Annotated in this window: 19 protein-coding genes; 2 read left to right on the forward strand and 17 right to left on the reverse strand. The window is 68.7% G+C overall.

The features are described 5' to 3' along the window. Nucleotides 1–67: 67 nt before the first annotated feature. Nucleotides 68–961 (forward strand): HhH-GPD family protein, encoded by an 894-nt coding sequence (locus JIM94_RS09085; RefSeq protein WP_200253493.1) that lies wholly within the window; start codon nt 68–70, stop codon nt 959–961. Here JIM94_RS09085 and JIM94_RS09090 read toward each other — a convergent pair. From JIM94_RS09090 to JIM94_RS09100, 3 genes are all read right to left on the reverse strand, one after another. Next, on the reverse strand, nt 924–2,210 hold the full coding sequence (locus JIM94_RS09090; RefSeq protein ID WP_200253675.1) for a threonine/serine exporter family protein: 1,287 nt from the start codon (nt 2,208–2,210) through the stop codon (nt 924–926). The genes JIM94_RS09085 and JIM94_RS09090 overlap by 38 nt on opposite strands. A 126-nt stretch (nt 2,211–2,336) precedes the next feature. Further along, nucleotides 2,337–2,507 (reverse strand): DUF4236 domain-containing protein, encoded by a 171-nt coding sequence (locus JIM94_RS09095; RefSeq protein ID WP_200253495.1) that lies wholly within the window; start codon nt 2,505–2,507, stop codon nt 2,337–2,339. Nucleotides 2,508–2,752: 245 nt separating this feature from the next. Then, complete coding sequence (locus tag JIM94_RS09100) at nt 2,753–5,539, reverse strand: ATP-dependent Clp protease ATP-binding subunit (RefSeq protein WP_234039603.1); 2,787 nt, start codon at nt 5,537–5,539, stop codon at nt 2,753–2,755. A 262-nt stretch (nt 5,540–5,801) separates the two neighbouring features. On the opposite strand from JIM94_RS09100, the gene JIM94_RS09105 reads away from it, so the two are divergent. Continuing rightward, nucleotides 5,802–6,509 (forward strand): Pr6Pr family membrane protein, encoded by a 708-nt coding sequence (locus tag JIM94_RS09105; RefSeq protein WP_200253496.1) that lies wholly within the window; start codon nt 5,802–5,804, stop codon nt 6,507–6,509. Between the two features lie 70 nt (nt 6,510–6,579). Here JIM94_RS09105 and lysS read toward each other — a convergent pair whose 3' ends face one another. The 14 genes from lysS to dacB form a co-directional block, all read right to left on the reverse strand. Further along, nucleotides 6,580–8,190, reverse strand: a complete 1,611-nt coding sequence (gene lysS, locus JIM94_RS09110) for a lysine--tRNA ligase (RefSeq protein WP_248086052.1) — start codon at nt 8,188–8,190, stop codon at nt 6,580–6,582. Between the two features lie 52 nt (nt 8,191–8,242). After that, nucleotides 8,243–9,412, reverse strand: a complete 1,170-nt coding sequence (locus tag JIM94_RS09115) for a globin domain-containing protein (RefSeq protein ID WP_200253498.1) — start codon at nt 9,410–9,412, stop codon at nt 8,243–8,245. 69 nt (nt 9,413–9,481) lie between these two features. Further along, entirely contained in the window at nt 9,482–9,940 is a 459-nt protein-coding gene (locus tag JIM94_RS09120) for an RrF2 family transcriptional regulator (RefSeq protein WP_200253500.1), read from the reverse strand. 199 nt (nt 9,941–10,139) lie between these two features. Next, nucleotides 10,140–11,063, reverse strand: a complete 924-nt coding sequence (locus JIM94_RS11420) for a DUF2520 domain-containing protein (RefSeq protein WP_200253502.1) — start codon at nt 11,061–11,063, stop codon at nt 10,140–10,142. Continuing rightward, nucleotides 11,060–12,373 carry a DUF6779 domain-containing protein gene (locus tag JIM94_RS09130; protein WP_200253503.1) on the reverse strand — a complete coding sequence of 438 codons (1,314 nt, stop codon included), beginning with the start codon at nt 12,371–12,373 and terminating at the stop codon, nt 11,060–11,062. The genes JIM94_RS11420 and JIM94_RS09130 overlap by 4 nt, the downstream gene beginning before the upstream one ends. Nucleotides 12,374–12,465: 92 nt before the next feature. Next, complete coding sequence (locus JIM94_RS09135; RefSeq protein WP_200253505.1) at nt 12,466–12,939, reverse strand: DUF3180 domain-containing protein; 474 nt, start codon at nt 12,937–12,939, stop codon at nt 12,466–12,468. Further along, nucleotides 12,936–13,433 (reverse strand): 2-amino-4-hydroxy-6-hydroxymethyldihydropteridine diphosphokinase, encoded by a 498-nt coding sequence (gene folK, locus JIM94_RS09140; RefSeq protein WP_200253507.1) that lies wholly within the window; start codon nt 13,431–13,433, stop codon nt 12,936–12,938. Before folK ends, JIM94_RS09135 begins: the two co-directional genes overlap by 4 nt. Then, nucleotides 13,433–13,819, reverse strand: coding sequence for a dihydroneopterin aldolase (folB, locus tag JIM94_RS09145; protein WP_200253509.1), 387 nt, complete (start codon nt 13,817–13,819; stop codon nt 13,433–13,435). Before folB ends, folK begins: the two co-directional genes overlap by 1 nt. Nucleotides 13,820–13,851: 32 nt before the next feature. Continuing rightward, nucleotides 13,852–14,658, reverse strand: a complete 807-nt coding sequence (gene folP / locus JIM94_RS09150; RefSeq protein ID WP_200253511.1) for a dihydropteroate synthase — start codon at nt 14,656–14,658, stop codon at nt 13,852–13,854. Between the two features lie 53 nt (nt 14,659–14,711). Further along, on the reverse strand, nt 14,712–15,290 hold the full coding sequence (gene folE / locus JIM94_RS09155) for a GTP cyclohydrolase I FolE (protein ID WP_200253513.1): 579 nt from the start codon (nt 15,288–15,290) through the stop codon (nt 14,712–14,714). Next, entirely contained in the window at nt 15,274–17,916 is a 2,643-nt protein-coding gene (ftsH, locus tag JIM94_RS09160; protein WP_200253515.1) for an ATP-dependent zinc metalloprotease FtsH, read from the reverse strand. The genes folE and ftsH overlap by 17 nt, the downstream gene beginning before the upstream one ends. Before the next feature lie 185 nt (nt 17,917–18,101). Beyond that, nucleotides 18,102–18,686, reverse strand: coding sequence for a hypoxanthine phosphoribosyltransferase (hpt, locus tag JIM94_RS09165; protein WP_200253517.1), 585 nt, complete (start codon nt 18,684–18,686; stop codon nt 18,102–18,104). Between the two features lie 64 nt (nt 18,687–18,750). After that, the gene (tilS, locus tag JIM94_RS09170) at nt 18,751–19,767 is read right to left on the reverse strand and encodes a tRNA lysidine(34) synthetase TilS (RefSeq protein WP_200253519.1); all 1,017 of its coding nucleotides are present in this window, start codon (nt 19,765–19,767) and stop codon (nt 18,751–18,753) included. 7 nt (nt 19,768–19,774) lie between these two features. Then, on the reverse strand, nt 19,775–21,085 hold the full coding sequence (gene dacB, locus JIM94_RS09175; RefSeq protein ID WP_200253521.1) for a D-alanyl-D-alanine carboxypeptidase/D-alanyl-D-alanine endopeptidase: 1,311 nt from the start codon (nt 21,083–21,085) through the stop codon (nt 19,775–19,777). Nucleotides 21,086–21,262: the final 177 nt, after the last annotated feature.

Raw genomic sequence — 21,262 nt, forward strand, 5'->3', positions numbered from 1 at the left:
GGCCCCGGTGAGACATCACGGACGATGTGTGACCGACGTCGGAACCCGATAGACTCCTGCCCTTGTGATGACCCGGACTCTCCTGCACTGGTACGACGCCAATCGGCGCGAGCTGGTGTGGCGGACCCCGTCGACGGGGGCATGGGGGGTGCTGCTGTCCGAGGTGATGAGCCAGCAGACCCCCGTCCGCCGTGTCGAACCGGTCTGGTGCGAATGGATGGAGCGCTGGCCGACCCCGGCGGACCTCGCCGCAGCGGGAACCGATGAGGTGCTGCGCGCCTGGGGACGGCTCGGCTATCCCCGCAGGGCGCTCCGGTTGCAGGACTGCGCTGCGGCGATCACCGCGCGTCATGACGGCCGGGTGCCGGATGACGTCGACGAGTTGCTCGCGCTTCCCGGCATCGGTGACTACACGGCCCGGGCGGTGGCGGCGTTCGCGTACGGGAAACCCGTCCCGGTGGTCGACACGAATGTGCGCCGGGTGTACCGCAGACTGGTGGATGGCCGGTTCCTGGCCGGTTCCCCCCGACGCCGGGACCTGGCCGATGTCGCGTCGATCCTGCCGTCCGACCCGGACCTGGTGCCCCGGTTCTCGGTGGCGCTGATGGAACTCGGTGCGCTGGTCTGTACCGCGGCACGTCCCGACTGCGACGGCTGCCCGGTCCGGTCGCGGTGCGCGTGGCGGCGTGCCGGGTGCCCCGCACCGACCGATGCGGAACTGGGGGCGGCGAAGAAACGGGTGCAGAAGTTCGAGGGCACGGACCGGCAGGTGCGCGGGAAGATCATGGCGGTGCTGCGCGACGCGGACGGGCCGGTGGACCGCTCCCGGGTGGACGCGGTGTGGCCCGATGCGGAACAGCGGGCCCGGGCACTGCTCGGTCTTCTGACCGACGGACTCGCGGAGGAACTCGACGACGGCCGGATCACTCTCCCCCGGCGGAATCCGGGATCGGATCGGTGAGCTGTTTGCGCAGATCGATGGCACGCCCGTAGGCCCAGTCCGGGTCGGTGAGCATCCGGGCGAGGGCCAGCCCGGCCGCGATACTGACGACGACCAGCGCCGCTGAGGCGGCCGCCGAGAGGGCGAGGTCCATGTCACCGGTGTTCAGGGCGTACATCGAGGTGTACATGGCGACCCCGGGGATCATGATGACGGAGGCCGGGACCGTGACGGTGATCCGTGGGACACGGGCCGCACGGTGGATGAACGCGGCGATGACGCCGATGACGACACCCGCGATGAACGCCGCGAGGTGCTGGGGTACATCGTGGGCGACGAGGACGAGCCGGAGCATGTTCGCCACCGTGGCGAGCGAAGCCCCGAGCAGAACCATGCGGCGGGAGCAGTTGAACAGCAACGCGAAACCGGCGACCCCCACGAAGCTGGCCGCCGCGGCCGCGGCCCACCAGACCGCGGACGGTGGACCGGGGTTGGCGGGGAGTGGGTTGAGCCCGGTCACCAGACTGACCATCCCGACGGAGATCGTCGCGGTGACGATGACGCTCAGCGCGTACGTCAGCCGGGAGATACCTGCGGTGATGTCGAAACGGGTCAGGTCCAGCAGCGCGGAGAACAGCGGGAAGCCGGGTATGAGGAACAGGACGGCGGCGACGTAGCCGGCCGCGAAGGAGGTCGTGTCGGTGTGCCCCGTCATTCCCAGCGCCACCGCGACGGCCCAGTAGACGAGACAGGCGACGGACCCCGCCGCAGCGACGGTCCCGAGCTGGTTGAAGTGTCTCTTTCCGAGACTCACACGGAGGAACTGTCCGCATGCCGCCGAGACCGCGACGACGGCGGCCTCACTCACGGGGTACCGGTTGAGGACCGCGAAGGAGGCGCAGGCCAGGCCCGCGGCGACCGAGAGCAGGAGCCGGGGCCAGCGCTTCACCACGGTTCTTTCCACGGTGTCGAGCTCGGCGTTGAGTTCCTCCACGGTGAAACGCCGGTGCATGTGGTGGCTGAGATCCTCGAGCGCCTCTATCCGGGAGGCGTCGACGGCGGGTTCGTGGTGGTTGGCGACCACCGTCCGGAACATCTCACCGCGGTGGAAGGTGCAGGTGATGGTGTTGACGGAGACGATCGCGTCGAGCCTGTCGAAACCGAGGGACCGGGCCGCACGTTTCATCGCGCGCAACACCCGGTAGCCGCCGGTGCCGGCTGCCGTCATCATCAGGCCGAGCCGGAGGACGGCGTCGGCCTCCCTCCCCATCTGCTGCTGGAGATGGATCAACCGTTGCAGATCCCGGCCCGGAAGACCGTCGCCCGCCACAACCAGTCACCTTCCTCATTCCTCGTGATTCCGTCGTCGGGTGTCGTCGGACGGCCCCCGGTGATGTCAGCGCCAGCGGCCACGCCAGTTGAGTCCCCCGGGGAGCCGGAGTGACACACGGCCACGTGAGTTCACCGTCAGAGGCCCGAAACGCTTCGACACCGAGGCGCCGGACCCGGAGAGGTTGAGCCATGTGCCCTTGCCGAGTGATTTGCGTCGACGGTAGTTCAGTCCCACTGGTGCTCCCTGATCGTCCGGTTGTCGCCTGTGCACCGGGCGTGCGGCCCGGTACCTGTCCGGTCCACCGTATGCGGCGGACACCACCCTCTGATTCTACGACCGGCGGACGCTGTGGCGCAGGACCGACCCGGGTCGGGATACGGCGCCCCGGCCCGTCGGTCGACGATGAGGGCCCGGCCGGAGTGTGAAACTCCTGCCGGGCCCTCATCAACAGTCATCGACCGTGGGCGTCGGATCCGTGACTAGACGGTACCCGTGGGTGCCTGACCGCCACCGGAACGGGTGTCTCCGTCGTCGTCCGGGGCGGAGTGCCGTCCCTTGTCCTGGTCCGGGTGGTCCGGGTTCTCGACGTGCTCGGCGGACTCGATGACGTCCTCTTCCTCGATCTCCCGGGCGGTGTCCCCCTCGGGGACGTCGCCGTCGGCGGCGTCGGAGACGTCCTTGATGGCTTCAGCGGCCTCGACGCTGATCTCGCTGAACTCCTCGTCCTCCGGCAGCGGCTTCGGCCGGGGGGTGAACGTGAAGGTGGCGTCGGCCGGCTTGGACTCGCCGTCCCAGTTCTCGACGTCGACGGTGACGATCTCACCGGCACCGAGCTCACCGAACAGGATCTTCTCGGACAGGACGTCCTCGATCTCCCGCTGGATGGTGCGGCGCAGCGGCCGGGCGCCGAGCACCGGGTCGAAGCCACGCTTGGCCAGCAGTCGCCGGGCCTTGTCGGTGAGTTCGAGATCCATGTCCTTGGCGTGCAGTGCCCTGGTGACGCGGGCGGCGATGAGGTCGACCATCTCGATGATCTGCTCCTCCGTGAGCTGGTGGAACACCACGACATCGTCGATGCGGTTGAGGAACTCGGGGCGGAAGTGCTTCTTCAGCTCGTCGTTGACCTTCTGCTTCATCCGCTCGTACTGGCCCTCGGCCCCCATCGTGCCGCTGCCGGAGAAGCCCATGCCGACGGCCTTGGAGATGTCCTGGGTACCCAGGTTGGAGGTGAAGATCAGAACGGTGTTCTTGAAGTCCACGATACGACCCTGACCGTCGGTGAGACGGCCCTCCTCCAGCACCTGGAGCAGGGTGTTGTAGATCTCCTTGTGCGCCTTCTCGATCTCGTCGAAGAGCACGACGGAGAACGGCTTGCGGCGCACCTTCTCGGTAAGCTGGCCGCCCTCCTCGTAGCCGACGTAGCCGGGGGGTGCACCGAACAGGCGCGACGCGGTGAAGCGGTCGTGGAACTCGCCCATGTCGATCTGGATGAGGGCGTCGTCCTCGCCGAAGAGGAAGTTCGCCAGTGCCTTGGACAGCTCGGTCTTACCGACACCGGACGGGCCGGCGAAGATGAACGAACCACTGGGACGCTTCGGGTCCTTCAGACCCGCACGGGTGCGACGGATCGCGCGGGAGACGGACTTGACGGCGTCATCCTGGCCGATGATCCGCTTGTGCAGTTCATCCTCCATGCGCAGCAGCCGGGAGGACTCCTCCTCGGTGAGCTTGAACACGGGGATACCGGTCCAGTTGCCCAGAACCTCGGCGATCTGCTCCTCGCCGACCTCGGCGACCTCCTCGAGGTCGCCGGAGCGCCACTGCTTCTCCTTCTCCGCGCGCTCTTCGCCGAGCTTCCGCTCCTTGTCACGCAGGCCCGCGGCCTTCTCGAAGTCCTGCGCGTCGATGGCCGCCTCCTTCTCACGACGGACGTCGTTGATGCGCTCGTCGATCTCACGCAGCCCCTCGGGCGCGGTCATCCGCTTGATGCGCATCCGCGCACCGGCCTCGTCGATGAGATCGACGGCCTTGTCCGGCAGGAAACGGTCGTTGATGTAGCGGTCCGAGAGGTTCGCCGCGGCGGCGAGCGCACCATCCGTGATCGAGACACGGTGGTGTGCCTCGTACCGGTCACGCAGTCCCTTGAGGATCTCGATGGTCATCTCGACACTCGGCTCGGGAACCTGGACCGGCTGGAAACGACGTTCGAGGGCGGCGTCCTTCTCGATGTGCTTGCGGTACTCGTCGAGCGTGGTCGCACCGATGGTCTGGAGCTCGCCACGGGCCAGCTTCGGCTTGAGCAGGCTGGCGGCGTCGATCGCGCCTTCCGCGGCACCAGCGCCGACGAGGGTGTGGATCTCGTCGATGAACAGGATGATGTCACCGCGCTGGTTGATCTCCTTGAGCACCTTCTTCAGGCGCTCCTCGAAGTCGCCCCGGTAGCGGGATCCCGCGACGAGGGACCCCAGGTCGAGGGAGTAGACCTGCTTGTCCTTCAGCGTCTCCGGGACCTTGCCGTTGACGATGTCCAGTGCCAGGCCCTCGACGACCGCGGTCTTGCCGACGCCGGGCTCACCGATGAGGACCGGATTGTTCTTCGTCCGGCGGGAGAGGACCTGCATGATCCGCTCGATCTCCTTCTCGCGGCCGACGACCGGATCGAGCTTGCCCTCCTTCGCCGCGATGGTCAGGTTGCGGCCGAACTGGTCGAGGACCAGCGAATTCGAGCGTTCACCGGCGGGACCACCCGCGCGTCCGGCCGGGTTCGCACCCGCACCGACGGCCTCGGGGCCGCCGGAACCGCCCTCGGGGGAATCCCCCTGGTTACCCTCGTAACCGGAGAGCAGCTGGATGACCTGCTGACGGACACGCGGCAGGTCGGCGCCGAGCTTGACGAGCACCTGCGCGGCGACGCCCTCGCCCTCACGGATGAGGCCGAGCAGCAGGAATTCGGTGCCGATGTACTTGTGGCCCATCTGCAGACCCTCACGGAGGGAGAGCTCGAGGACCTTCTTCGCCCGCGGGGTGAAGGGGATGTGACCGGTGTGCGGCTGAGTGCCGTGCCCGATGATCTCCTCGACCTCCTGGCGGACGGCGTCCAACGAGATCCCCATGGACTCGAGCGCCTTCGCGGCGACCCCCTCGCCCTCGTGGATCAGTCCCAGGAGGATGTGCTCGGTGCCGATGTAGTTGTGGTTCAGCATCCGCGCCTCCTCCTGAGCCAGGACGATGACGCGGCGGGCGCGGTCGGTAAACCTCTCGAACATATCTCTCCCCTGGAATCGCTGGGTGTTAGTGCCACCACTGTAACCTCCCCACCGATCCCGGTAATCCGGTAGTCCGGTGACGGTGCGCACCAGACGACAACCACCACCCCGAACCACATGACGAACCCCAGGTGAGGGCACTTTTACACACCGTTCCGACCCGCTGTACGCCGGTAGCGAACACGGTCGACGGGACCCTGTCCCCGTCACGACCGGGCACGGCGGAATCCTCCGCACCTGACCGTGTTGTAAGGTAAACCAAATGAGATCCTCAGCAGTGCCGGTGATCCGATTCCTCGGAATCGTGGCGGCCGTCCTCGGCGTGAGCGCCGCGATCGTCGGTGGATACGGTGCCGCGACGACACCGTTCACCGACTTCCCCGCTTTCGGGACCCCCGGCGAGAAGCTCGTCGCCTACTACTCCTACTTCACCCTCTGGTCGAACATTCTCGGCGCCGTCGCCGGACTCTCCTACGCGTTCCTGTTCGTCCGGGGCCGTGACGGAGGATGGCTGGGGGCGGTCCTCCGGCTGGACGCCACGATCATGCTCATGGCCACCGGACTGGTGTACCACCTGTTGATCGCCGACGGGTCACCGAACACCGGTACCCAGGCGTTCACCGCACCGGTCATCCACGGCATCATGCCGGTACTGCTCCCGGTGATCTGGCTCCTCCACATGACCCGGCGGCACCGCCCGGACGTCCGTCTATCCACACTCCTCGGATCACTGGTGATCCCCCTGGTGTGGACCGCCTGGACGTTCTGGCGGGCGCACGCCACCGGTGGTTACTACCCCTACAACTTCATGGACGCCACCGAGATCGGTCTGGCCAGGTCCGCGACCACGACCGCGATGATCTACGTGATCTTCATCGTGTTCATGCTCGTTCTCGGCCTGATCGAACGCCTCGTCATCCCCAGACTGCGCCCGGCACGGTACATCGAACTGCCGGAGAACCGGGACTGATCCCGGAAACCGGCGAACGGCCCGGCACGTTCCCCGCGGGGAGTGTGCCGGGCCGTTCACCGTGACGGGGTTACTGCCTGGGCTCGGGCTTGACCATCGGGAACAGGATCGTCTCCCGGATCCCGAGACCGGTCAGCGCCATGAGCAGCCGGTCGATGCCCATGCCGCAGCCTGCGGTCGGGGGCATGCCCTGCTCCATCGCGGTGAGGAAGTCCTCGTCGAGAACCATCGCCTCATCATCGCCGTCGGCTGCGAGCCGGGCCTGGTCGACGAAACGTTCCCGCTGGATGACGGGGTCGATGAGCTCGGAGTAGCCGGTGGCGAGCTCGAATCCGCGGACGTAGAGGTCCCACTTCTCGGTGACCCCGGGCTTGTCGCGGTGCTGGCGGGTCAGCGGGGAGGTCTCGACGGGGAAGTCCCGGACGAAGACCGGGCCGTGGAGCTGGTCCTCGCAGAGCAGCTCCCAGATCTCCTCGACCAGTTTGCCGTGGCCCCAGCCGGCGTTCTGCGGGACGGACAGGCCGATCACGTCCGCGATGGCCTTGAGCTCCTCGACGGTGCTGTCCACGGTGACCTCGGGCTGCCCGGGGAACTTCCGGGCGAGCGCCTCGTTGAGGGAGGGGTACATCTCGAGGGTCTGCCAGGTCTCGCCGCCGAGGTCGTACTCGGTGCCGTCGGCGAGGGTGACCGTGGTGGAGCCGAACACCTCGGTGGCGACGGCCTGGATGAGGTTCTTGATGGTCTCGGCGCCGTCGTCGTAGGTGCCCCACGCCTGGTAGGTCTCCAGCATGGCGAATTCGGGACTGTGGGAGGAGTCGACGCCCTCGTTGCGGAAGTTGCGGTTGACCTCGAAGACCCGGTCGATGCCGCCGACCACGCAGCGCTTGAGGTACAGCTCCGGCGCGATACGCAGGTAGAGGTCGATGTCGAGGGCGTTGGAGTGCGTCTGGAAGGGACGGGCCGCGGCCCCGCCGTGGAGGGTCTGCAGCATCGGGGTCTCGACCTCGAGGAAGCCCTCCCCCTCAAGATGGTGACGCAGTGCACGCATCACCCTGATCCGGGTCATCGCGTTCTCGCGGGCGGCGGGACGCATGATGAGGTCGGTGTAGCGGTGCCGGACGCGGGTGTCCTCGCTCAGGTCCTTGTGGGCGACGGGCAGGGGGCGCAGTGACTTGGAGGCCATCTGCCACTCCGAGGCCATCACCGACAGTTCACCGCGGCGAGAGGAGATGACCCGGCCCGTGACGGAGACGAAGTCACCGAGGTCGACGTCGCTCTTCCAGCCCGCGAGCGCCTCCTCCCCGACCTCCGCGAGGGAGAGCATCGCCTGCACCTGGGTGCCGTCGCCGTCCTGGATGCTGGCGAAGCAGAGCTTGCCGGTGTTGCGCACGAAGATCACCCGGCCGGCGACGGAGACGATGTCGGTGGTCTCCTCGCCCTTCTCCAGGTAGGTCACGCCGTCCTCGCGCACGACGGCGGCGGCCTCCTCGGCGTCCTCTGGGAGAACCCGGTAGCGGTCGCGCAGATCCGCGATGGAGGTGCTGCGCCTCACCTGTACGGGATAGGCCTCGACACCACCGTCGAGCAGCCGGCTCCGCTTCTCACGGCGGATGCGGAGCTGCTCCGGGACGTCATCGGCGTCGGGCGTGGTCACAGCTGGGTTCTTCTTCGTGTCAGTCACATCTCGCCAGCGTAGTCGATACGTCGACGCCGATCATCCTCCGGGGAGGGGACTAGCTGATGAGCCAGTCGTTCGGGGCGAACAGCTCGAAGTGGACGGACTTCGGTGCGTCGGCTGCGGGCAGTGCGGCGATCTGATCCCGCATGGCCTGGAGGAATCCGGTTCCACCGCACAGGTACACCGTCGCGTCGGCCGGCAGGTGAGCGGCGATCTCGATGCGCTCGCCCGCTTCCCGGTAGCGGACCTCCATGGTGGCGTCGGGCAGATCCGCGACGTAGCCCTCCATCTGCTCACGCTGCGCGAAGTGCGCCTCATCGGTGTCCGCGTGCAGGACGGTGACCGGCCGGGTGGCCCCCGTCTTCACCAGGTGGTGGAGCATGCCGGTCATCGGGGTGGACCCAATTCCGGAGGACACGAGGACGACCGGGTTGTCGGCGTCGTCGAGCACGAGGTCACCGGCGGGCAGGGTCGCCTGGACGGTGTCGCCGACATCGACGCGGTCGCGGAGGAAGCCGGAGACCTCCCCCTCACGGCGCACGGCGATGGTCAGTTTCGTGGCGTCGCCCCCGATGATGGAGTACTGGCGCAGCTGGCGGGCACCGTCATCGAGTTTCACGCCGACAGAGGTGTACTGGCCGGGGCGCGGTTCGGAGAGATCACCGGCGAGGGTGTAGACGGTCACGTCACCGGGCAGGTCGTATTTCTCGGTGACGGTGACGTCGCGGAACACCTCTCCGGGTTCGACACCGTCGGAGGCGTACAGCTCCTCCTCGAAGTCGATGAGGACGTCGGCCATGAGCCAGTAGACCTCGTCCCACGCCTCGGCGATCTCCGGGGTGATGGCGTCGCCGAGAACGTCGACGATCGCGGCGAAGAGGTTGTCGTGGACGATCTTGTACTGGTCACGGGTGACACCGAGGGAGACGTGCTTGTGCCCGATGCGGCCGAGCATCTCCACCGGGTCCGGGGCGTCCGGGTCGACGAGCATCGTGGCGAACGTGGCGATCGACGCGGCGAGTGCCTTGGGCTGTTCACCGGCGGCCTGGTTGCCCCGGTTGAACAGGTCACTGATCAGCTCCGGGTGGGCGGTGAACATCTTGTCGTAGAAGATCGGGGTGATCTCGTTGATGTGTGCACCGATCACGGGCAGGGTCGCGCGGACGATGTCGGCGTTCTTCTCGGACAGCGTGCGGGAGGTGTCGGGCTGGGTGGTCACGAACATGGGCTGGTTTCTCCTCGGTCGATGGTCCCACCGCGACGTGCGGGCGGACACGGTCGCGGCGGATGGGGGTCAGGGGGTGTGCGGTAGACCCAGGCTCACCGGGGTGTCCCGGGGTCTGGAGGCGTCGGCGATGAGGTCGGCGACGTGGAGATCATCCAGGCTCCGGTAGAACGCCTCCGTGGCGGCGGCGAGCCGGTGCCGCAGCAGGCAGTCCCCCTCGAGATAGGGGCAGGGGGACGGTGCGGAGCAGTCGATCACCGGGGTCTTCGGTTCCATCTCCCGGAGCAGACGTCCGACGCTGAGCGACGGGGCGGATTCCGCGAGCTGGACGCCCCCGGCCCTGCCCCGGACACTCCGGACGACGCCGATCCCGGCGAGGCGGGACACGATCTTGGCGACGTGGGTCTCCGGGGCCTCGATGGCGTCCGCGAGGTCGGCGACGGTCATGCGGGGTGAGTCGGTCGCGGACGCCTCACCGAGACGCATGAGGATCCGCAGGCCGAGATCGGAGAACCGGGTCAGTTGCACACCTAGAGCCTAGACAAAAGAGGTATCTGAGATTCGGGTTTGAGGCCGGATCGGCCCCGTGTCACTTCACGCTCCCCGCCACGACACCCGGACAACCAGGCAATTGGCGTCACCAGACAGGGTGGAGCCACACAAACATGTGATGACCAGCACAGGTGCTTCCCAACCATGGAACGACCCCGGACGGGGGTGCATTCGCCTAGTTCCCGGTTTCCCTGCCCCCGTCGGAGGGCCCATCCGCCCACAGCTCGATGTCGATGTCCCCGAACGGGGTGAGTTCCGCGGTCCGCCGCGCGAGATCACGGTAACTCCGCGCGGCGGCGCCGTCCGGGATCCCCCGATCGTGCTGCCACCGGAGAGTGTCCACGGAAGCCCGGTAGACCGGTCCGGGGACAGCGTGGTCCGGGTCCGACAGCACCACCTCCAGCATCCTCCGGGATGTCCGCCGGAGCAGCGACCGCCCCGTCCCCTCCCCGGAGCCTCCGCCACGGGCACAGGCCTCGTCGATCATCGAACAGGCGTCATCGATGACACTCATCAGGTGTTCCGTCGCGTGCTGGAGGCCGGCCGCGAACGCCGGCCGTTCGACGTCCGGTACGTGCACCGGCCACCCGCCCAGCTCCGCGACGAGCACCTCCGCCACGCCTTCCGGTGGACCGGGATCGGCGCTGACGATCCACGGCGCGCCCTCCAGCGCGTCGGCGTCACGCAGCACACCCACCGCATCCGGTGACGCGACCGGATAGACCGCGGGGTGGAGGGCCATCACCAGCGCCGCGCCCTCAGCCACCGGGGCCAGGGCACCCACCCCCGCGGAGACACAGAGATGGGCGACCATCTGCCTGCTCGAGACGTACGGGACGAGCGCCGCCACCGCCTCGGAAAGTTCCTCGTCGGTGACACAGATGAGGACGAGATCACAACCCCCCAGGGCACTGATCCCCGTCCCCACCGCATCATCGACCGGAAACCGGGTGTGGAGGTCGGCTCGGTTCGGGTCGACCACCGCCGTGATCCGGTGCCCGACACCGGCCAGTCTCTCCGCCACCCCGGCAGCGATCCCGTCGGTGCCGTAGAACCCGACCCGCAGTCGCGGCGGGGTCGGTCGGGTGGGCCGGGTCACTGACCGTCGTTTCCGTTCTCGCGGAGATTCTGGAGCAGTTCAGCCACGGAGATTCCCCCGCCACCACGCTCGTCCCGGCGACGACGTCCGTGCCGGGTGTTCTCCGCGTCCTGCGGGGTAGCGGAACGGTGGTCCGGGCCCACCGCATGCGCGGCACCCCGGGACGCGGACCGTCCCGTCGCATCCCACGGGACAGCGGCCATGGCGCCGGTGTCGAACCCGCCGCCGGAGTCACCGGCGCCCGTGGTCTCCCGCTCACCGTGTGCCGCGTGCGCGCCCGCCGGGGCGTCGGCGGCCTCGCGCTCGCCGATCCGGCCGCCGCGGCCACCCGTGATCAGGTAACTGGCGTCCGCCGGTACTCCCGCACCCGGGATGTCCTCCCCCGTGATCAACGGGTTCGGCTTCAGCGCGGAGGGGGAGGTCAACCAGGAGGGTGCACTGATGGGTGTGTGGGCCCCGGTGACGTCCTCGTCGACGTCATCGACCGGGTCCGTGTCCGTGTCGCTCTCCCCGGCCCCGACCGTGGACGGGACCTCCGGGTCCGCCACCGCAGCGGACATTCCGGCCGGATCGGGGTCGACGGCGCCGGTCCGTGCCCCGTCCCCGGCACCCACCGTGTCCCCGAGGGTGCCCGCGGTCGGGGTTTCGGGGATGTCGCGGACCTCCTCGGCGTCCTGGATGTCCTGGGCGTCCTGGATGTCACGGTCATCCTCGGCTTCAACGGACCCCGTGTCCTCCTCCTCCGGACGCGGCGTTCCCGTCCGGGCCGACGCACCGTCATCCCCTGTGGCCCCCGTGCCGTGTCCGGGCCCGGCCAACAGCTCCTGTATCCGCCGGGCCTCCGCCTGGAGCGCCGCCGGTTCGTAGCTCCAGGTCTGTCCGCTGAGTTCCTCGAGCTGTGCGCGCATGGCCTCCAGCTGCTCACGGATCTCGGCGAGCGCGGTGTCCCGGTAGTCATCCAGCGATTCGAGGTAGCTCCGTTCGAGGATCCGCTCCTGTTCACGGTGTTCGGCGACCTCACGGCGGAGATCCTCCTCGTGGAGGCGCTCCGCACGCTCCCGGTCGCGCCGTTCCGCCGCGATCTGACCCCGGTAACGGGCGGCGAGGATGATCCCGAGAACCGCCGCCCACAGAGCGGCGACCACCCCGATCTTCAACGCCACGTCACTGCCGGTGAACAGCATCACCATGACCGCGATCAACGCGAGAACCACCAGGACGACCAGGACCACCTGCCATCTGTCGTTCTGCTGTTCTCCCTGCAGCGGATCGGTACCGGAGGGTGTCGCGTTCTCGTCGGCGTCGCTCATGGGTACCAATGTACTAAAGGGGACGGTTCCGGCGGCCCAGGCACGCAGACCCGGCACACCGGGGAAAAGCCTCCTCCCCGGAGACTCGACCGCTACGCGACGGCGGCGGGTTCCGCGTCCGACGGCGGCGGAACCTCGCAGCTCCGCTCCAGAATCATCCCCGCGACAGCCATCGCCGCTCCACCGAGCAGTGACAGGACGACACCGGGAAGATCATCCGCGGCAGCCGACAACGTCCCCGCCCGGGGCACGACGTAGGCGGCGATCCCCAGATAGACGCCACCGACGACGCTTCCCGTCCACGCGGAGGCCTTCCCGATGACGAGCCACTGCGCGACGGTGATCGGATTCAGCTGGCTCCGGTCCAGGCCGATCCGGCCCTTGTCGAGATGAACGCGGACACGACGTGCGAGCACCCCGCACAACCCCGCCATCAGCCACGGTGTGACCGAGGCGGTCACCGATATCGGGATGAAACTGGCGTAGAACCGCCAGGTCAGGATCGCGGCGACCCCCGCGGCGAACAGGGTGGTGATGACGAGCAGCGGAATCGGGGTGGTCCTCACGGCTGTTCCTCCCCGGGGAGTCTCACCCCGGCGACATCTTCGGGGGGTAGCCCGTCGACGAGATCGGACACGGGCACACCGGACAATCGTGCGTCGGGATCCGCCGCGAGCCACGGAACCAGGACGAACGCGCGCTCATGCGAGTGCGGATGCGGCAGTGTCAGCCGTTCGGTGGCTCTGCGGATCTCCGATCCGTCGGCGTCGGTGCACTGCACGATGTCGACGTCGAGGGTCCGGGGCCCCCAGCGCATCTCACGGACCCGGCCCGCGGCGTCCTCGAGTGCCTGGCAGCGTCCGAGAAGTTCCTCGGGCGAGTCCCGGGTATCGATGACGACCACGGCGTTGGCGAAGTCCGGTTGATCCGTGACCCCCCACGGCGCGGTGTCGTAGACGGGTGAGACGGCGACGGTCTCCGGGCGGAAGTACCCCAGTACACCGTCGACGGCACGTGCCGCGTCGTCGAGATTGGCTCCGACCGACAGGACCGCGCGCATCAGGACGGCCCCTGCCCCCGGCCGCCGCGCGAACGCCGCGCGACGACAGCCACGTCACTGAAGTCGAGGGGAATGGGGGCGTGTGGTTTGTGCACCGTGACCTCCACCGCGTAGAGCTGGTTGAACGTACCCATCGCGGTATCCGCGATCTCGGCGGCCACCGTCTCGATGAGGTCCCTGGGACTGCCCGCGACGATCTTGTGCGCGAGGTGGGCGAGTTCGGAGTAGTCGACGGTCCGGGTCAGGTCATCCCCGGCCGCCGCCGCCGTGAAGTCCAGCCAGCAGGTCACGTCGACGATGAACTCCTGTCCGGCGGCACGTTCCGAGGACAGCACGCCGTGCCGCCCGTGGACCTTCAGGCCCTTGAGTTCGATTCTGTCAGCCATGTTCGGGGAAAACCCGTCCTTCCGGTTGTCGTTCACACATGTCCTGCACCGCCGGCCGTCCGCCAGGCTGCGGCGACGTCCACCGCATCGCGGGAGACCGCGACATCGTGGACCCGTACCGCCCACGCCCCGTGGTGCGCGGAGAGCGTGGTCACCGCCGCTGTCGCGGGGTCGGCGGACCCGGTCAGTCCCCGGTCACCGCGCACTGCCGCGAGGAACCGTTTCCGGGAGGCCCCGACGAGCACGGGGTGGGGGCCGGCGGTGAAATCGGGGAGTGCGGAGAGCAGGGCCCAGTTGTCCTCCGGTGTCTTGGCGAAGCCGAGACCGGGGTCGATGATGATGTTGTGGGCGGCGACCCCGGCCGCCCGGGCCTCTCCGGCTAGGTGGTCGAGTCGTCGTCGGACATCCGCCACGACATCACCGCCGGTGTGCGCGGCGCCGGAGGCGTCCCCGAACCGGACGGTCTCCCAGTGCATGAGGCAGACGGGAAGTCCGGACTGTGCCATGACCCCGAACATGTCGGGGTCCGCCTGGCCTCCGGAGACGTCGTTGATGAGGGAGACGCCGGCTTCCACGGCGGCGGCGGCGACACTCGCCCGCATCGTGTCCACCGAGGTGACGATCCCTTCATCGGCGAGTGCCCGGATCACCGGTGCGATCCGGCGCAGTTCGACGTCCGCGTCGACGCGGACCGCACCGGGCCGGGTGGATTCACCCCCGACATCGATGATGTCCGCGCCCCGGTGGACCAGGTCGCGGGCGTGCGTGACCGCCGCGTCGGGGTCGAGGTAGCGGCCGCCGTCGGAGAAGGAATCCTCGGTGACGTTGACGATGCCCATGACCAAGCACCGGTCGCGGACCGGGAGACCGTCCGGCAGCCGACGTACGCCGTTCACCGCCGTGCCCGGATGAGACTCAGCGCCTCGGCGCGCGAGGCGGCGTTGTGCTGGAAGCCACCCCGGACCGCTGAGGTCATGGTGGTGGCCCCGGGTTTGCGGATGCCGCGCATCGCCATGCACAGGTGCTCGCACTCGATCACGACGATGACGGCCTGCGGGTTCAGCCGCTCGACGAGGGCGTCGGCGATCTGGCGGGTGAGGCGTTCCTGCACCTGGGGCCGCTTGGCGTAGAGATCCGCCAGGCGTGCCAGTTTGGACAACCCGGTGACCTCTCCGTTCTTCCCCGGGATGTACCCGATGTGGGCGACCCCGAAGAAGGGCACGAGGTGGTGCTCGCAGGTCGAGTAGATGGGGATGTCCCGGACGAGGACGAGTTCCTGGTGGTCCTCGTTGAAGGTCTTGGCGAGAACCTCCGAGGGATCGGAGTGCAGTCCGGCGAACACCTCGGCGTATGCACGGGCCACGCGGTCGGGGGTCTCCCGCAGGCCTTCCCTGTCCGGGTCCTCCCCCACCGCGATGAGCAGTTCCCGCACCGCCGCAGCGGCACGTTCCAGATCAATCCCGTCGTTCATCGTCATCCTCCCGTGCCGGTTCGGTGGCGGTCTCCCCGAGACCGATGACGTCGGTCGGGCTCGACGACGGGGTCTCGGAGACGGTCCCGTCGTCCGGACCGTCGGCCGTGTCCTTCGCGTGTTCGGGTTGTTCGTGGTCGGGCAGGCGGAATCCGATCAGCTCGCCGTCGCCGTCCGGGGCGGCGTAGGTCTGGAGTCCCTCCACACCGGGCTCCGGTTCACCGGGACCGTAGGAGGCCATGCCGGGGTGCTCCCCCGGGGAGTGGCGACGTTCCGGGGTGTCCCGGTCCCCGCCGCTGGCGTAGGGATTGGTGCGGGAACCGTCGCGTGGCGGCCAGCCGGGGGCGGACCAACCGGGCGGCGGCGGGGTACCGCCGTAGCTGGGCGTCGTGGGAGCGGCCTCAGCGGCGGGATCCGTCGGTGCGGGACGTGCGTGTCTCCCGGTCGCTCCGGCGTCGTCCCCGACGGGACCGACCGCGTGGGAGCCGGTGGCGTCCCCGTAGCCGAAGCCGGTGTTTCCCTGCGGTCCGGGACGGTCGTCCCGGTCCTGCTGCGGTTGCCCACCGGGTGCGGGGTCCCCGTGGGGGTCCTGCACCGGGGCGGGGCCGCCGAGAGCGGCGAGCTGCCTCTCACGGCGGGCGCGTGCCGCCTTCGACGCCTCCAGGAGGGAGAACTTCTTCGGGGGTTCCTCGCCACGTTCGACGGCGAGCTCCGTGGGGGTCTTCACCGGCTCACGGCCGAACTGACGTGGGAAGGTCTCGTCCTCCCCACGGAACACCTCGAGAGGTTCGCGTGGCGTGATGTCGGTGAACAGTGCCTCGAGATCGGGGCGGCGCAGGGTCTCCTTCTCGAGGAGTTTCTCCGCGAGCCGGTCGAGGGTGTCCCGGTTGTCCCGCAGGATGGCGTACGCCTCACGGTGCGCCTTGTCCAGGAGGTGACGGGTCTGTTCATCGATCGTGGCGGCGACGGCGGGTGAGTAGTCGAGGCTGCCACCGGCACCTCGGCCGGAGAAGGGGTCGCCCTGTTCCTCGCCGTACTTCACGGTGCCGAGTTCCGGGGACATGCCGTACTCGGTGAGCATGGCCCGGGCGATCTTCGTCGCCTGCTCGATGTCGGAGGACGCACCGGTGGTGGGCTGGCCGAAGACCAGTTCCTCGGCGGCACGCCCGCCCATGGAGAACACGAGGCGCGCGAACAGTTCGGAGCGGTTGTACATGCCCTTGTCGTCCTCGGCGGCGGTCATGGCGTGGCCACCGGTGCGGCCACGGGCGAGGATTGTGACCTTGTAGACGCGCTCGATGTCCTTCATCGCCCAGGCGGCGAGGGTGTGTCCCCCCTCGTGGTAGGCGGTGACCTTCTTCTCGTGCTCGGAGATGATCTTGCTGGAACGGCGCGGGCCGCCGACGACCCGGTCGGTGGCCTCCTCCAGGGCGTCGGCGGTGATGACGTTGCCGCCGATGCGGGCGGTGAGCAGTGCCGCTTCGTTGAGTACGTTGGCGAGGTCGGCGCCGGACATGCCGGCGGTGCGCTTGGCCAGTGAGTTGAGGTCGGCGTCGGGGGCCAGGGGTTTGCCCTTGGCGTGGACCTCGAGGATCATCTCACGCCCCTTGAGGTCCGGGTTCGTCACCGGGATCTGGCGGTCGAAGCGGCCGGGGCGCAGGAGCGCGGGGTCGAGGATGTCGGGCCGGTTCGTGGCGGCGATGAGGATGACGCCCTCCCGGTCACCGAAACCGTCCATCTCGACGAGCAGCTGGTTGAGCGTCTGTTCGCGCTCGTCGTGGCCGCCGCCCATCCCGGAACCGCGCTGGCGTCCGACGGCGTCGATCTCGTCGACGAAGATGATGCAGGGACTGTTCTCCCGGGCCTGCTTGAACAGGTCACGGACGCGGGAGGCACCGACGCCGACGAACATCTCGACGAAGTCGGAGCCGGAGATCGAGTAGAACGGCACACCGGCCTCACCGGCGACGGCACGGGCGAGCAGGGTCTTACCGGTACCGGGCGGACCGTAGAGCAGGACACCACGGGGGATCTTCGCCCCGAGGGCCTCGTAGCGTGACGGGTCCTGGAGGAAGTCCTTGATCTCGTGGAGTTCATCGACCGCCTCATCCGCACCCGCGACATCCGCGAACGTGTTGGTGGGCATGTCCTTGTTGAGCTGCTTGGCCCGGGATCCACCGATGCCGAGCATGCCCATGCCTCCGCCCTGCATGCGGGAGAAGAAGAAGATGAGCAGGCCGAAGACGATCAGCATCGGCAGCATGACGCTCAGCATCGAACCGATGAAACTCTCGCGGGTGACCTTGGTGGTGTACTTCTCCGCGTCGGCGGCCTGCACCTTGTCGAAGATGACCGGGGTGGTCCGGGCCGGGTACTCGGCGATGATCTCGCTGACACCGTCGTGCTCCTCGACGGAGATCTCCTCCTTGAGCTTCAGCCGCAGCTGCTGCTCCCGGTCGTCGATCTGCACCTCGGACACGTTGTGGTCGTCCAGCTGCGCCAACGCGACGGAGGTGTCCACCTTGCGGTAACCGCGGGTGTCATCGGTGAGCACGGTCATCGCGTACAGGGCGATGAGAACGACGGCGGCGATCGCGCCGATTCTCAGCAGTTTCTTGTTATCCATTCACAAGCCAAGCCGGCGGACCCGCCCGACGACCGGACGTCGTCGGGCCGGACACCGGGCCCTTTCTTTTCAAGTCGTTGCGGGGCACGAACAGCGTGCCGGTGGACGGAGCGGCGGAGAACTGTCCCCGCCGCAGCTCACACACAGGGTACCCGGAGGTCCCCCGGCACCCGCCCGGGGTGCGGTCAGTCGGCGTAGACGCTCGGGTGCAGACTTCCGACATAGGGCAGGTCGCGGTAGCGCTCGGAGTAGTCGAGACCGTAGCCGACGACGAACTCGTTGGGGATGTCGAATCCGATGTCGGAGAACTCCACCTTCGCCTTCACGGCCTCCGGCTTGCGCAGCAGGGAGATCACCTCGAGACTCCTCGGCCCACGGCTCCGGAGATTCTTCAGCAACCACGAGAGAGTGAGACCGGAGTCGATGATGTCCTCCACGATGAGGACGTTGCGGTCGGCGATGTTGCGGTCGAGGTCCTTCAGGATCCGGACCACACCGGACGAGGAACTGGCGTTGCCGTAGGACGACACCGCCATGAACTCCATCTGGGAGGGGATCGTCAGCGCCCGGGCGAAGTCGGTCATGAAGAAGACGGCGCCCTTGAGCACACCGATGAGGATGAGGTCCTGTTCGTCGTCGGCGTGCTCGGCGGACACCTTCGCCGCCATCTCCGCCACCCGACGCTGGAGATCGGCCTCGGTGACGAGGACCTTCTCCACGTCGGTCCCGTAGGGTCCGTCGGGTACAGGATTGTTCTGCTGTTCGTGCATGGTGTGTGTCGACCCTTCGTCGTCGTTCGCCCGCGGCACGGTGAGCCCGGTCGCAGGGTGTCTTTCAGCGGGCGCTCACTGTCAGAATGCCACCACGGCGCGCCACAACCAACCTGCGGCCGTCCGTGGTTCCACCCACGGCGACCGGCCCCTGCCCGTGCCAGTCGGTCAGAAGCCTGTCGACACCGGCTGTGGCGCGGGTGCTGACGGTCGCGCCGTTGGCCCTGAGGAAGATCCCCAGGATCCTCCGACGCAGCGCCGGGTGCTCCGCCCCGACCCCCACCGGAAGATCCGTGTCGGCGGTGCAGTCGGCGTCCTCGCGGCGTCTGCGCAGGGCCTCCTCCGCGAGCGCGTCGAGGAGCGCGGAATCCTGCGTGACCTTCGCGGACGCCTCCGCGAGTGCGGGGGCCGCGTCCCCTCCGATGATTCCGCCGAGCGCCGGAAGTATCTCCCTCCGGAGGGCCACCCTGCGGAAGGCGGTGTCACTGTTGTGCGGGTCGTACCACGGCGTGATTCCCAGTTCCCGGGACGCACCGACGGTGTCGGCACGACGGACGTGCAGAAACGGGCGGGTCAGTGGAACGGGTGCACCGTGCTCCGCCGTCCCCGGGACGGTCCCGCGCTCCGCGAGACCACCGGGGAGACCCCGGAGCGCCGCCAGAAGCATGGTTTCGGCCCGGTCGTCGAGGGTGTGCCCGACCCACACCTCCGTCCCCCGTCGGGTGGCGACCGCAGCCAGAGCGGCGTAGCGGGCGGTGCGGGCCGCCGACTCGGTGCCCCCGGGATGTCCGGAGATGTCGACGGCCACGACCTCCGCACCTCCCCCCATCCGTCTGACCTGCGCGGCGGCCCGCTCAGCCTGTTCCCCACTCCCCGACTGGAGACCGTGGTCGACACAGACCGCGTGCACCGTCACCCCCTCGGCGAGGGCCGCCGCCGCGAGCATCAGGGAATCCGGGCCGCCTGAGACCCCGAGCACCGCCGTGTTCCCCACGGGCACCGACCGACGCACCGCCAACCGCAGGGTGAGGAAATGCGGACAGGTCCGGGGCACGGGGATGTCCCCGATCCGGGCGGGCATCCCCGGGTCACCTGACCCGCAGCGTGGAGGCCAGCTCGTCGAGAGCGTCCCTCGCGGGCAGGATCTCCGAGCCGTTGGAGATGAAGGCGAAGGTGTAGATCCGTCCGTTGCGCGAGGTCACCGTCCCGGCGAGGGCCGATGTCTCGGTGAGCGTCCCGGTCTTCGCCCTCACCCAACCACGCCCGGCGCGGTCGTCGAAACGGTTGGTGAGAGTCCCGGTCGCGGCGGCGACGGGGAGGGTGTCCAGTAGGGGCCGGAGCTCGGTGCCGCGCGCCGCCGCTCCGAGCACGGCGTCGAGGAGCCCCGTCGAGACGGCGTCCCCGTCGGACAGCCCGGAGGTGTCGTCGAGCCGGGCCCCGGACACGTCGAAACCGTGTTCCGTCAGGATGTCGAGCACCGCACGTCCGGCCCCCGGCGCATCGGCGGGCAGACCACGGGACAGCGCCAGTTCCCTGCCCAGCGCCTCGGCGGCGACGTTGTCGCTGTTCCGCATCATCAGGATCAACCGGTCCATCAGGGGTTGTGACGTCACCGTCGCCAGCACGCGGGAATCCGCGGGGGCGGTGGTGTACCCGAAACGCCGGGCCCCCAGCCGTTCCCCGAGTGCACGGGAAACGTCGACGGCGGGTTCCGCGCTGCGCGGACCGTGGGGCCTGGCCGCGTCGGTGAGCCCGCGGTTCATCATCACCGGTTCCATCGGGGTGATGTAGCCTGCGGCGATGTCCTCCCGGAACCAGCCCGGGGCGAAGTTGTCCGCGGACCAGCGGGTCGTGTCGACGAAGACGTCGACCGGGTCCCCGTCGGGTCGCGCCGCACGGATGTCGGCGGCGAGTCCGTCGAGTTGTGCGGCCGTCAGATCGACGTCCCCGGCCCCGAGAAGGACGGCGGTACCGGGTTCCTCCCCCTCGACGACGGTGGTGGTCACCGTCTGTTCCGGGCCGAACGTCAGCAGGGCCGCAGCGGCGGTCAGGATCTTCACCGTGGACGCCGGACGTACTTCTTCGGTGGCTTCCCTGGCCCAGATCACCTCGCCGCTCATCGCGTCGGTCACGGACCCGACCAGGTGCCCCAGCCGGGGGTCCGCCGCGAATTCGTCGAGTGCGGCCACGAGGCCGGCCGTGTCCGGGTCCTCCCCCGTGGGCGAGCCGTCGGTCGGTACCGGGACGAAGATCCGGGTGGGGTCGGCGACGGTGAGTGCGCCGTCGTGGATGAGTGACCGGTCCGCGTCGGACTTCAGTGCCGCGAACGTCGTCACCCCACCCGCGGTCGCCACCACCAGGACGGCGGAGATCACCCACCACCAGTCCCTGCGCGCCATGACTTCCCTTTCCGAGCGTCGCCCGGCGTCGCGTGTCCCGCCCACCGGTCGTTTCCGTTGCGGGCCTGATCCTAGTGCACCCCGCCGGGGCCGTGCACCGTCGAGGCTAGGATGGGAACGGTCACGGATCCGGATGAATCCGGCTCCGATTCAATCCACAGCAGTCGATCCTGCGTC

Origin of the sequence: Corynebacterium pygosceleis (genome assembly GCF_016595275.2) — a bacterium.
In the GTDB taxonomy this organism is placed as follows: domain Bacteria; phylum Actinomycetota; class Actinomycetes; order Mycobacteriales; family Mycobacteriaceae; genus Corynebacterium; species Corynebacterium pygosceleis.

Coding starts and splice junctions, on each gene's coding strand:
- JIM94_RS09085 (WP_200253493.1), top strand. CDS start 68: ATGACCCGGACTCTCCTGCACTGGTACGACGCCAATCGGCGCGAGCTG.
- JIM94_RS09090 (WP_200253675.1), bottom strand. CDS start 2,210: ATGGGGAGGGAGGCCGACGCCGTCCTCCGGCTCGGCCTGATGATGACG.
- JIM94_RS09100 (WP_234039603.1), bottom strand. CDS start 5,539: ATGTTCGAGAGGTTTACCGACCGCGCCCGCCGCGTCATCGTCCTGGCT.
- JIM94_RS09105 (WP_200253496.1), top strand. CDS start 5,802: ATGAGATCCTCAGCAGTGCCGGTGATCCGATTCCTCGGAATCGTGGCG.
- JIM94_RS09115 (WP_200253498.1), bottom strand. CDS start 9,412: ATGTTCGTGACCACCCAGCCCGACACCTCCCGCACGCTGTCCGAGAAG.
- JIM94_RS09130 (WP_200253503.1), bottom strand. CDS start 12,373: ATGAGCGACGCCGACGAGAACGCGACACCCTCCGGTACCGATCCGCTG.
- folK (WP_200253507.1), bottom strand. CDS start 13,433: ATGCGCGCGGTCCTGTCGGTCGGAGCCAATCTCGACGACGCGGCACGT.
- folB (WP_200253509.1), bottom strand. CDS start 13,819: ATGGCTGACAGAATCGAACTCAAGGGCCTGAAGGTCCACGGGCGGCAC.
- folP (WP_200253511.1), bottom strand. CDS start 14,658: ATGGGCATCGTCAACGTCACCGAGGATTCCTTCTCCGACGGCGGCCGC.
- folE (WP_200253513.1), bottom strand. CDS start 15,290: ATGAACGACGGGATTGATCTGGAACGTGCCGCTGCGGCGGTGCGGGAA.
- ftsH (WP_200253515.1), bottom strand. CDS start 17,916: ATGGATAACAAGAAACTGCTGAGAATCGGCGCGATCGCCGCCGTCGTT.
- hpt (WP_200253517.1), bottom strand. CDS start 18,686: ATGCACGAACAGCAGAACAATCCTGTACCCGACGGACCCTACGGGACC.
- tilS (WP_200253519.1), bottom strand. CDS start 19,767: ATGCCCGCCCGGATCGGGGACATCCCCGTGCCCCGGACCTGTCCGCAT.
- dacB (WP_200253521.1), bottom strand. CDS start 21,085: ATGGCGCGCAGGGACTGGTGGTGGGTGATCTCCGCCGTCCTGGTGGTG.